Below are 11,586 nucleotides of genomic sequence, written 5' to 3' on the forward strand. Positions count from 1 at the left end.
GCTGTAATTAACGGCGGCTGGTTTAGCCGGCTTTAAAACTGTGTAAGCGGTTCTGCGCTTTAATCAGGCCATCTTTAGCCAGAATATCAAAGCATGACACTGCTTCATCTATCGTTTGTTCAATAAGTTTTTGCTCACCGGCTGGGGCTTTACCCAACACATAACCCGTGACTTTATCTTTATGGCCCGGATGGCCAATGCCTAAGCGCAAACGGTAAAAATTCTGGTTATTACCAAAACGGGAAATAATATCGCGCAGGCCATTATGCCCGGCGTGGCCACCACCTAGTTTAAACTTGGCAATACCCGGCTCCAGCGCCATTTCATCATGCGCTACTAATACATTTTCCGGTGCCAGTTTATAAAATTGCGTCATCGCCAGTACGGCTTTACCGCTCAGGTTCATAAAGGTGGAGGGGATAAGAAGTTTGTATTCTTGCCCGGCTGCTACAAACTTGCCGGTATGACCGAAGAATTTCGGTTCGCTTTTTAAACTGACGTTAAAGCTTCGTGCCAGTTGTTCAACAAACCAGACACCGGCATTGTGCCGGGTCTGGCTGTATTCCGGGCCCGGATTCCCCAGGCCCACAATCAACTGAATGGCTGATTGAGTCTTATCAGACATTACTCAGCGGCAGTTTCTTCTGCGTCAGCTGCTTTACCAGCTGGTTTGTTCACAGAAACAACGGCTAAGTCCTGACCTTTCGCTAACTGAACGAAAGTAACACCTTTTGGTGCTTTGATGTCAGATAAGTGCAGGTGAGCACCCACTTCAACATCGCTCATGTCAACTTCGATAAACTCTGGTAAGTCTTTCGGCAGACAAGAGATTTCTACTTCGTTAGCAGCGTGAACAACTACGCCACCTTTCTTAACGGCTGCTTCTTCGTTAACGAAGTGAACAGGCACTACAGTGTGCAGTTCCTGGCCAGCTTCAACGCGTTGGAAGTCAACGTGCATAATGCGTGGCTTGAACGGGTGACGCTGCATCGCTTTAACGATAGCTTTAACGTCTTCTTTGCCCACTTTGATCGTCAGAATGTGCGAGTAAAACGCTTCGAAGCTTTGTGCTTTTAACAGCTTAGAGTGCTCTAAGGTGATAGAAACAGGGGCTTTGCTACCACCGTAAATGATGGCTGGAACTTTGTCTTCGTGACGCAGGCGGCGGCTCGCACCTTTCCCCGAGTCAGTACGGACTTCTGCATTTAATGTAAAGATTGCATCAGACATGATGTACTCCAAAAATTTAAGTATCCCAAGACTTGCGACCAGTCTCAGGCTGGACGCCCCGTTTCGGGGGCGCGACATATTACCACCAGTGCCGCTTAGCTGCAATTGTTAAGGTGTCGGAAAGACAACAGGGCATTGATAATGTGGTCATTCACATGATGGCGGTGAAAATTCAGCGGATGTCAGTGGCTAACCAGTATGTATTGATATTAACCAACTCAGGCTTAAATGGCTTAACAAAACCACCGTAGTGAGTCGGTTACGGAGTGCTCGGTAGTTTTTACTGTATTGCCGGTTAATTCCAAGTCGATATTCACTTAAACGTAGCAGCACGAACAGGCAAGCCTGTAGCGGCAAAAAGTAAGGTCTGGCGCACAACAGCGCGATAAAGCTTAAGATTGGAAACATCACAGCAGCCAACGGCAGATGCCAGGCTTTTTCCGGTGCTGGTGTTTGGTTGTGTAAAACAGGCCATAAGACACCTGCCATAAAACCCAAAATAAGTGCGCTGTAGAGGCCATAAAGCTCAAGTACCTGCTCCGGGCTTAACAGTAGTGGTTTTACATACAACAGCGGTAATAGAATAAACGGGATAAGGCCGGCATACCCGAGCAGAGTGTTATATCGCACAGTTATCACGTCCACATTTGCTTCTTTTTGCTGCCCAGTATGAGTAGGCTTTCGTCGCCAGCCAGTAGCAGGGAGCTAGGCGCAAAAAGGCTACCAGCCAATGGTGTCCTGCAAGGTGCCAATAGTGCAAAGTGGCGTCAAAACCGGTAATAAAGTGATCTTGATGCCATAAATGGATTCTCTGCATCATCGCGCTTTTGCTGACGCCGGCAAAGCCGGTAAAGTGAGCTGCACTGATATCAACAAGCTCAAGCTGCGGGAGCAGTTTAGATGCCAGCCAGTTGATTTCACGCCGGCACAGGCGGCAGCTGCCGTCATAAAACAGTTTATCCATTGCTTACTCTGACAAAACACTGGTAACTGCAGATACGCTTTGAGCAGATTTTAGATCAGTAACAGTGCAGCTATTGCGGTTGTCGCAATCTGGTGTGTATAGCGAATAAAAAAGGCGCCATCAGGCGCCTTTTTTAAATACTGTGCTGTTAGTCAAACATTGAAGAGATAGATTCTTCGTTGCTGATACGGCGGATACATTCGGCCAGCATTTCGCTTAAGGTTAACTGGCGCACTTTGCTCACCGCTTTCATCTCTGCTGTAAGCGGAATAGTGTCAGTCACGATTAATTCGTCAATTACTGAGTTAGCGATGTTTTGCGCGGCGGTGCCAGAGAAAACCGGGTGTGTAGCATAAGCAAATACACGTTTAGCACCTTGCTCTTTTAACGCTTCAGCCGCTTTACATAAAGTGCCGCCGGTATCAATCATGTCGTCAACGATAATACAATCGCGGTCTTTTACATCACCGATGATATGCATCACCTGGGCAACGTTGGCTTTCGGCCGACGTTTATCGATAATGGCTAAATCGGCGTCGTTCAGCAGTTTAGCGATAGCACGGGCACGCACTACACCACCGATATCCGGCGATACGACTACCGGCGAGGTAAAGGCTTTTTTACGCATATCATCAAGCAGCACAGGGCTGGCGAATACGTTATCTACCGGTACATCGAAGAAACCCTGAATCTGCTCAGCGTGCAGATCTACTGTTAAAACGCGGTCTACACCAACGCTGGATAAGAAATCAGCGACGACTTTAGCCGTGATAGGTACCCGGGCTGAACGCACGCGACGGTCCTGACGGGCATAACCGAAGTATGGCATTACCGCTGTAATACGGCCGGCAGAAGCACGACGCAGCGCGTCTACCATAACAATCAGTTCCATCAGGTTATCGTTGGTTGGTGCGCAGGTAGACTGAATAATAAAGACATCAGAACCACGCACGTTTTCATTGATCTGAACGCTGACTTCGCCATCACTGAAACGGCCGACTTCGGCATCTCCAAGTTTGATATACAGGCGGCTGGCGATTTTACTTGCGAGTTCTGGTATGGCGTTACCAGCGAAAACCTTCATGTCAGGCACGGTAGGATCCTCAGGGCAGTGTTGAGTCCGGTTTATCAATTCACAGCGGCAATAGCACCGCTGCAGTTACTTATTCGGTATCTGCCAACGCAGCCCACACAGGTGACTGGTTGACCCCTTTTGCAATAAAACCACGGCAGGACGGTGGTAAATGCGCCAGGGCATGCTGAGCACTGGTCTGGTCCGGGAATGCGGCGAACACACTGGCGCCAGTACCCGTCATTTGACACGGCGCGTATTCTACCAACCACTGTAAGGTTATTGCAACAATAGGGTAGAGCCTCTCGACCAGTGGCTGGCAGTCATTTTGCCAGTGTGCTGTTAACACCTGCTCTGCACTGATGCAAGGTGTGTCTCTAATTAAATCAGGGTGTTGGAATATTTCAGCGGTGCTGATATGACAATCTGGTGTAACGACAAGGTAAACGCGCTCGGGTAAATCTACCGGCTGTAATTTTTCGCCAACGCCTTCGGCAAAGGAGGTTCGGCCACGCACAAATAACGGTAAATCGGCGCCCAATTTTAGCCCCAGTGCTGCCAGCTCATCATTGCTAAGGCCCAGTTGCCATAATTTATTCAGGCCAAGCAGTGTAGTCGCAGCATCAGAGGACCCACCACCTAAACCGCCTCCCATTGGCAATTGTTTATCCAGGTAAATATCGCAGCCCTTTGTGCAACTGCTGTATTGCTGCAACATATGTGCCGCGCGCAGCACCAGATTCTGCTCGTTTACCAGGGCAGCATCATTGCAACTAAGCACTATGTCACTGTCGTCACGCAAGGTAAAGGTCAGTTCATCACCGCTATCAAGCAGTTGAAACAACGTTTGCAGGTTGTGGTAGCCATCTGTACGGCGGCCGGTGATATGTAAAAACAGGTTCAGTTTCGCCACTGCAGGCAAAGTAATCGTTGTCATTGCCAGCTCCTGATTACAACTTTGATTTGGCTATCGCTGCTACTAAGCAAAATACGTTTGGGTAAGGCCAGGCTGTCGCTGAAAAAGCTCTGGTACTCAAGCTGCCAGATAATGCCGGTGCTGTCTGTCAGGTTAAACGACACTATGCGGCCAAACTCATCACGCTGGACATCGCGGCCATTACTACCGGGCAAGCCACGTAGCCATAGCGGCATATCCTGTAATGGCATCGACCAACCGGATAATTGCAATAGCAGGGTGCTGGTATCGGCGGCCCGGTAACTCTCACCTTTAATCTGGATCTCGCTGCCACTGCTGTCCTGTGTCAGCTCAAACAGACTGATACCAAGAAAGTTACTCAGCCGGGCATGATATTCAGTGTTGTTTTTCTGCTGCCAGCGCAGATTGCCGCTTATTGATTCAGCGGGGCTTTTTACACCAACACTGGCCTGCAAGCTGAACTGCTGCATTGCGGTTAATTGCTGCTCACGTTCTGACATATTAAGCGGCGCTTCAACCGGGCGCTGTTGCTGCAGCACAGTACAGCCGCTTAACCACAGAAGAAAAATACTGACTAACAACGGGCGTAACATCGGCTGGGCCACACTAAAGTCCTTCGCTTAGCTTTCTTAGCTTTTATTAAGTTGGGGCTTTTTGTACAATTCGCCCCCTGATAATTCTGAACATACAGGTGATGGCCATTTTCGCTCTTGGCATTAATCATAAAACGGCGCCCGTGGCCTTGCGCGAACAAGTCGCTTTTGCGCCTGAACAGTTGCCCGAAGCCTTGCGTGAGCTGACGACCTTAACCAGTATTTCAGATGCGGTGATTTTATCTACCTGTAACCGCACCGAATTGTATTTTAACGGCACAGCTACCCAAGCGGAACAGGTAATTGCCTGGCTTGCGCAATTTCATGCGTTGGATGGCACTGAACTGCAGCCGCATCTGTATTTGCACCAGGACAATGCCGCAGCAGAGCATTTAATGCAAGTGGCTTCAGGGCTGGATTCACTGGTACTGGGCGAGCCGCAAATTTTAGGTCAGGTAAAGCAGGCTTATAATCAGGCGCGCAGTGCTGGCACCGTTAACCCGCAGTTTGAGCGTTTGTTCCAGAAAACCTTTGCCGTTGCAAAGCAGGTGCGTACTGAAACCGATATTGGTGCTAATGCTGTGTCTGTGGCCTTTGCTGCAGTCAGTCTGGCGAAGCAGATTTTCGGCAATCTGAGCAAAGTAAAGGTGCTGCTGATAGGTGCAGGTGAAACCATTGAACTGGTGGCAAAGCACCTGCAGGAGCAGGGTACCGGCTGCCTGGTTGTGGCTAATCGCACCTATGAGAGGGCAGTGCAACTGGCCCAGCAGTTTAATGCTGCCGCGATAACACTGGCGCAGGTACCTAGCCAGTTGGCCGAGGCCGATGTGGTGATAAGCTCTACCGCCAGCACTTTGCCGATAGTGGGTAAAGGTATGGTGGAGCAGGCACTGAAACAGCGTAAGCATAAACCGATGTTTCTGGTTGATTTGGCTGTGCCGCGTGATATTGAGCAGCAGGTGACAGAGCTTGAAGATGCTTATCTGTATACTGTGGACGATTTGCAGTCGATTGTAGAGCAAAATCTGAATAACCGGCAGCAGGCAGCAGAGCAGGCACGTCAGATGATAAGTTTGGGCGCGGCCGAATTTGCCCAGTGGCTGACACTGCAGGGCAGTGTTGATTGGGTGCGCGATTACCGTCAGCGCTGCGAGCTGGTGCGCACCGACTTACTGGCAAAAGCGGTAAACCAATTAAACGCAGGGCAAGACGCCGAAAAAGTGCTGTCAGAGCTGTCAACCAAACTGACTAACCGGCTGATGCACAGCCCGACAAAAGCCATCCGCCAGTTAGGCCAGGATGATGAACTGAATAAACAAACTTTGATCAACACTTTGTTAGATCTGTAATCAGGCACATAAAACACCATGAAAGAATCGGTATACCGCAAGCTGGAAGGTCTGGCAGAGCGCTACGAAGAAGTGCAGGCGCTGCTGAGCGACGCATCTGTGATTAGCGATCAGACAAAATTCCGCGAGTTGTCTAAGGAATACAGTCAACTGGAAGATATCAGTAAAGCTTTTGCTGATTACCAGCAGGCACAGCAAGATTTAGCCTCTGCTGAAGAAATGCAAAAAGACAGCGATCCTGATATGCGCGAAATGGCGCAGGAAGAATATAAAGCGGCAAAGGAGCGTATTGAACAGCTGGATCAACAGCTGCAAATTCTGTTGCTGCCCAAAGACCCTAACGACAATAACAGCTGTTTCCTAGAGATCCGCGCCGGTGCCGGTGGCGATGAGGCGGCTATTTTTGCCGGTGATGTGTTTAGGATGTATAGCCGCTTTGCCGAAAAGCAGCGCTGGAAACTTGAAGTGATCAGCGCCAGTGATGGTGAGCACGGCGGCTATAAAGAAATTATTGCCAGCGTACAGGGCGAAGGTGCTTACGGTACGCTGAAATTTGAATCAGGCGGTCACCGGGTGCAGCGTGTACCGGCAACAGAATCACAAGGGCGGGTACATACCTCGGCCTGTACCGTCGCTATCATGCCGGAAATTCCGGAGAGCGAAGCGATTGAAATTAACCCTGCCGATCTGAAAGTGGATACCTACCGAGCCTCCGGTGCCGGTGGTCAGCACGTTAACCGTACCGACTCTGCTATCCGTATTACTCACTTGCCAACCGGTATAGTGGTCGAGTGTCAGGACGAGCGCTCGCAGCATAAAAACCGTGCCCGGGCGATGAGTGTATTAGCCTCACGCATTCAGGCGGCGGAAGATGAAAAACGTCGCTTAGCAGAAGAGTCAACCCGGCGCTCATTAGTCGGTAGTGGCGATCGTTCAGAGCGGATCCGTACCTACAACTTCCCGCAAGGCCGGTTAACTGATCATCGTATCAACCTGACCATTTACCGCTTAAATGAAGTAATGGAAGGTGATTTGGACCAGGTGCTGGAACCATTAAAGCAAGAGCATCAGGCCGACTTATTGGCAGCGCTGGCCGACGAGAACCGCTAAGTGCTGACGTTAGCTGCCTGGCTGAAACAGGCACAGCAGCAGTTTGCTGTGCTTAGCCAAACGCCGGACATCGACGCACGTTTATGCCTGTGCCATGTGCTGCAAGTCAGCAACAGTTATCTGTACAGTTATCCGGAGCGGCAGTTGACTGCTAGTGAACTTTCGCTGCTGGACGATATTGTCAGTAAACGACTGCAAGGCCAGCCGCTGGCGTATCTGTTTGGTTACTGGCACTTTTTTGATCTACGGTTAGCTGTGTCGCCATCAACCTTGATCCCCCGCCCCGATACCGAAATTCTGGTTGAGCAGGCGCTTAGTCTGATGTTACCCAGGCAGGCGAAGGTGTTGGATTTAGGCACGGGTACCGGTGCGATTGCGCTGGCACTGGCGCATAACAGACCCGACTGGCAACTGACGGCGGTGGATTACATTGCTGATGCTGTTGCCCTGGCTGAACATAACCGCAGTGCGCTTAAACTTGATAATTGCCGGGTACTGCAAAGTAATTGGTTTAGCGAGCTTGGCGGGCAGCGGTTTGACTTAATTGTCAGTAACCCCCCCTATATTGACCCTATTGACCCACATCTGGCGGCATTAACCTTTGAACCTCTAAGCGCGCTTACTGCGGCAGATCAAGGCCTGGCTGATATTAAACACATTGTCTCTATTGCAGGCCGTTATCTGAATCCGGACGGCTGGCTATGGTTGGAGCATGGTTACGATCAGGCTGATGCAGTAAGGCTGTTGCTGCAGCAAGCTGGTTTTGACCAGGTTTGTTCGAAGCGTGATTACGGCGACAACTGGCGTATCAGCGGTGGCTACTGGCGCGGCTGAGCGCTGTTTTTAGCAGTTTCCTTTGACCGCGTTCGTGATCCGGCATATAACTTAGTCACTGAGATTTATCCAGAATAAGCGCTAAGGAAAAGCGGATGAATGATGAATTTTTATTTGCTGAAGAACCCGAACACGTCGAACCGGCATTAAATGGCAGCTGGAAAGTACTGATTGTTGATGATGAGCCTGAAGTACATGCTGTGACCAAGCTGGCGCTGAGTGACTTTACGTTTCAGGGTAAAAACCTGACGTTTTTTAGTGCTTATTCCGGCAGTGAAGCGAAAAAGCTGATTGAACAGCATCCTGATGCTGCCGTTATGCTGCTCGATGTGGTGATGGAAACGGACGACGCCGGTTTGCTGGTGGCCAGCTATATCCGCGAGCAGCTACACAACGAGCACGTACGTATTATTTTGCGTACCGGTCAGCCGGGGCAGGCGCCGGAGCGACAGGTCATCATTAATTACGATATCAATGACTACAAATCCAAAACCGAACTGACAGCACAGAAACTGTTCACTGTGATCATGTCCAGCCTGCGTTCGTACCGCGATATTCTGTCACTGGAACAAAGCCGCATGGGGCTGGAAAAAATTATAAATGCCTCAGCGGACTTATTTTCATCGCACTCGATGGAGCAGTTTATCGATGGTGTATTGCAGCAACTGACATCAATACTGGGCTGCGGCGAAGATGCGTTAATCGTCAGCTCATCGCTGGTGGCCGGTAATATCAGCGGTGAAGTGGCCGATCCACACAAATTAGTGGTATTTGCCGGTCAGGGCGAGTTTGAAAGCAAAGAAGGCAAGCCAGTGCAGGAAGTTCTGGCACCAGAGCTGTTGGATGCTTTTGAAGCTGCGCTGAAATCACGCGGTATAGTGTATCGGGATAATTATCTGGTGGCGTATTGCACCAGCAAGTTTACCCACGGCTCGCTGCTGTATATCTCCGGTTTACCCGGCATTATCAGTGAGAGTCAGAAAAAGCTTATTGAGCTGTTCTCGCAAAATGTGCAGATAGCCTATGAAAATGTGCAACTGCAGCATGAAATAGAAGACACCCAGCGTGAGATTGTTTACCGCTTAAGTGAAGCGGTAGAGCACCGTTCTATTGAAACCGGTAATCACGTTAAACGCGTGGCGTTTATCTGTTACGAGCTGGCTAAAGCCTATGGTTTATCGGAAGAAGATGCCGAAAGGTTGATGTTTGCAGCGCCGTTACATGATGTTGGCAAGGTAGGCATTCCGGATGGCATTTTAAATAAGCCGTCCAAATTGCACGGCCAGGAATGGGAGGTGATGAAAACTCACGCCAGTATCGGGTATGAAATCCTCAAAGATTCTAAGCGGCCGATTATTCAGGCTGGCGCTGTGATTGCGCAGGATCATCATGAAAAATGGGACGGTACCGGCTATCCTGCCGGCAAAAAAGGTGAAGACATTCATATATACGGCCGAATAGCGGCACTGGCTGATGTGTATGACGCCCTGCGGCACCGGCGCTGTTACAAATCGGCCTGGTCGCTGGAGCAGGTGATGGCGCTGATAGTGGCGGAATCGGGTAAGCAGTTTGACCCCAAACTGGTAGAAATATTTAAAAGCCGGGTCGACAAACTGGAGGCAATACTGCAAAAATACCCGGACAGCGATGACTAACTGCAGCCAGCTTATGCTGGCTGTTTTTTTGATATGGAAGGATCAGCGTTTATGTATATGGCTTATAAGCATTTTCACCTGTTAATGGTGGCATTAAGTGTGAGTTTTTTCCTGTTGCGCTATGCAATGAGTTTAAAACCGGCAGCGCTGCTGCAGCGTAAGTTTTTCAAAATTGCGCCCCATGTAATAGATACTCTGTTGTTAGTCAGCGCAGTGATGCTGATGCTGACGTTGCAGCAGTACCCGTTCGTGCATACCTGGCTGACAGAAAAGCTGATTGCTGTACTGGCTTATATTGCACTGGGCGTGATGGCCTTTAAAGGCCGTACCGCCGCTATCCGCTGGATCTGCTTCTTAGGTGCTTTAGGCTGGCTGGGGCTGGCAGCGCGGGTAGCGATTACCAAACAAGCGGTATTTTTAACTGCTTTATGAGACTTTGCAGGCGGTTTGCCTGCTATTTAACTGAGATACATTATGACTGCGCAAATTATTCAGGTTGGCACCACGCAGGTGGCTAACCATCTGCCCTTTGTTCTGTTTGGTGGCATGAATGTGCTGGAATCGCGTGATTTAGCTATGCGTATTGCCGAGCACTATAAAGAAGTGACTACCAGGTTGGGTATCCCTTATGTGTTCAAAGCATCATTTGATAAAGCTAACCGCTCGTCGGTGCATTCTTACCGTGGGCCTGGTTTGGAAGAAGGCCTGAAGATTTTTCAGGAAATTAAGCAGACCTTCGATGTACCGCTTATTACGGATGTGCATGAACCTTTTCAGGCTGCACCGGTTGCGGAAGTGGTCGATGTGATCCAGTTGCCTGCGTTTTTGGCACGCCAGACTGATTTGGTTGTCGCCATGGCGAAAACCGGCGCGGTGATCAACGTGAAAAAGCCACAGTTTCTGGCACCGCATGAAATGCGCCATATTATTACCAAGTTTAAAGAAGCCGGTAACGATAAGGTTATCCTGTGTGAGCGCGGCAGCTGCTTCGGTTATAACAATCTGGTTGTTGATATGCTGGGCATGGATGAAATGAAGCAATATGGGCCGGTGATCTTCGATGCCACCCATGCGCTGCAAAAACCAGGCGGCCGGGAGAGCTCTGCCGATGGTCGTCGGGCGCAGGCGGCTCAGTTGGCCCGCTCGGGTATGGCGCTGGGGTTGGCAGGATTATTTATTGAAGCACACCCGGATCCGAACCAGGCTAAATGTGACGGCCCCTGTGCGTTGCCGCTGGCCAAACTGGAAGATTATTTGCTGCAAATGAAGGCAGTAGATGATTTAGTCAAAAGCTTTGCGCCGCTTGATACTGCCGCGAACTGATTATGAAGGCGGGACAGCATACATCAGCTGTCCCCTTTACCCCGTTAGTTAGCTGCTGATGCCGCCACATCCTGAATAGTGACTTTACCTTTGATACGATCTTCATAAGGTTGCAGCATGCGGGTGACTTTTACCGCCTGATTAGCCCGGGCAAAATCCATTAATTGCTGACCGTTGCATACAATCCGCTCTACCGCGTCCTGCTTGCTGATATAGTGCGATTTTAACGTTTTGTGTAGGCCTAAACGGTCATCTTCAGCGGTATCGGTACATACCTGCACCAAGGCTTTGTATAAATAACCATCTTTCTGATAATCGCCGGCGGTTGCCGGTACTGCCAAACTGGCGCTTGCCAGAGATACTGCGAATAAAATTGCGGTTTTCATTGTGCTGTCCTCTGCTGTGGGAAACATGGCGTTTGCCATAACGATATTCTGGCAGGGAGCAGGGGCTGTGACCGCTGTGTTGGGGTAAGAGGTGGCGCCGATGGTACTAAGTGATAAGGCGGCGCCGGGTAGG

General features: G+C 49.9%; 14 protein-coding genes. 6 read left to right on the forward strand and 8 right to left on the reverse strand.

The genetic code is table 11. The annotated features are described in order from the left end of the window. Positions 1 to 22 precede the first annotated feature (22 nt). From pth to lolB, 7 genes are all read right to left on the reverse strand, one after another. Positions 23 to 625 (reverse strand): aminoacyl-tRNA hydrolase, encoded by a 603-nt coding sequence (gene pth, locus LHL18_RS15355; RefSeq protein ID WP_226767693.1) that lies wholly within the window; start codon positions 623 to 625, stop codon positions 23 to 25. Beyond that, on the reverse strand, positions 625 to 1,230 hold the full coding sequence (locus LHL18_RS15360) for a 50S ribosomal protein L25/general stress protein Ctc (protein ID WP_134056925.1): 606 nt from the start codon (positions 1,228 to 1,230) through the stop codon (positions 625 to 627). The genes pth and LHL18_RS15360 overlap by 1 nt, the downstream gene beginning before the upstream one ends. Before the next feature lie 189 nt (positions 1,231 to 1,419). Beyond that, the gene (locus LHL18_RS15365) at positions 1,420 to 1,860 is read right to left on the reverse strand and encodes a DUF3429 domain-containing protein (RefSeq protein ID WP_226767694.1); all 441 of its coding nucleotides are present in this window, start codon (positions 1,858 to 1,860) and stop codon (positions 1,420 to 1,422) included. Continuing rightward, positions 1,850 to 2,194 (reverse strand): thiol-disulfide oxidoreductase DCC family protein, encoded by a 345-nt coding sequence (locus LHL18_RS15370; protein WP_226767695.1) that lies wholly within the window; start codon positions 2,192 to 2,194, stop codon positions 1,850 to 1,852. The genes LHL18_RS15365 and LHL18_RS15370 overlap by 11 nt, the downstream gene beginning before the upstream one ends. A 148-nt stretch (positions 2,195 to 2,342) precedes the next feature. Continuing rightward, on the reverse strand, positions 2,343 to 3,278 hold the full coding sequence (locus LHL18_RS15375) for a ribose-phosphate pyrophosphokinase (protein ID WP_240783744.1): 936 nt from the start codon (positions 3,276 to 3,278) through the stop codon (positions 2,343 to 2,345). Positions 3,279 to 3,357: 79 nt separating this feature from the next. Then, positions 3,358 to 4,203, reverse strand: coding sequence for a 4-(cytidine 5'-diphospho)-2-C-methyl-D-erythritol kinase (gene ispE, locus LHL18_RS15380; protein WP_226767696.1), 846 nt, complete (start codon positions 4,201 to 4,203; stop codon positions 3,358 to 3,360). Further along, positions 4,200 to 4,808 (reverse strand): lipoprotein insertase outer membrane protein LolB, encoded by a 609-nt coding sequence (gene lolB / locus LHL18_RS15385; RefSeq protein ID WP_226767697.1) that lies wholly within the window; start codon positions 4,806 to 4,808, stop codon positions 4,200 to 4,202. Before lolB ends, ispE begins: the two co-directional genes overlap by 4 nt. A gap of 89 nt (positions 4,809 to 4,897) precedes the next feature. Here lolB and hemA point away from each other — a divergent pair, with 89 nt between their 5' ends. The 6 genes from hemA to kdsA all read left to right on the forward strand — a co-directional run bounded on the left by hemA (position 4,898) and on the right by kdsA (position 11,067). Continuing rightward, entirely contained in the window at positions 4,898 to 6,145 is a 1,248-nt protein-coding gene (hemA, locus tag LHL18_RS15390) for a glutamyl-tRNA reductase (RefSeq protein WP_226767698.1), read from the forward strand. Between the two features lie 18 nt (positions 6,146 to 6,163). Next, the gene (gene prfA / locus LHL18_RS15395; RefSeq protein ID WP_134056913.1) at positions 6,164 to 7,255 is read left to right on the forward strand and encodes a peptide chain release factor 1; all 1,092 of its coding nucleotides are present in this window, start codon (positions 6,164 to 6,166) and stop codon (positions 7,253 to 7,255) included. Continuing rightward, positions 7,256 to 8,089: a peptide chain release factor N(5)-glutamine methyltransferase gene (prmC, locus tag LHL18_RS15400; RefSeq protein ID WP_226767699.1), complete on the forward strand. Its 834-nt coding sequence runs from the start codon at positions 7,256 to 7,258 to the stop codon at positions 8,087 to 8,089. 95 nt (positions 8,090 to 8,184) lie between these two features. After that, a complete protein-coding gene (locus tag LHL18_RS15405) occupies positions 8,185 to 9,744 on the forward strand; it encodes a DUF3369 domain-containing protein (RefSeq protein ID WP_226767700.1) in 1,560 nt (519 codons plus the stop codon). A gap of 51 nt (positions 9,745 to 9,795) precedes the next feature. After that, on the forward strand, positions 9,796 to 10,176 hold the full coding sequence (locus LHL18_RS15410; RefSeq protein WP_226767701.1) for a SirB2 family protein: 381 nt from the start codon (positions 9,796 to 9,798) through the stop codon (positions 10,174 to 10,176). A gap of 42 nt (positions 10,177 to 10,218) precedes the next feature. Further along, positions 10,219 to 11,067 (forward strand): 3-deoxy-8-phosphooctulonate synthase, encoded by an 849-nt coding sequence (gene kdsA / locus LHL18_RS15415; RefSeq protein WP_226767702.1) that lies wholly within the window; start codon positions 10,219 to 10,221, stop codon positions 11,065 to 11,067. Between the two features lie 44 nt (positions 11,068 to 11,111). Here kdsA and LHL18_RS15420 read toward each other — a convergent pair whose 3' ends face one another. Further along, positions 11,112 to 11,453, reverse strand: coding sequence for a DUF3718 domain-containing protein (locus tag LHL18_RS15420; protein WP_134056905.1), 342 nt, complete (start codon positions 11,451 to 11,453; stop codon positions 11,112 to 11,114). Between the last annotated feature and the right edge of the window lie 133 nt (positions 11,454 to 11,586).

Source organism: Rheinheimera aquimaris (assembly GCF_020531985.1).
GTDB classification, from domain to species: Bacteria; Pseudomonadota; Gammaproteobacteria; order Enterobacterales; family Alteromonadaceae; genus Alishewanella; species Alishewanella aquimaris.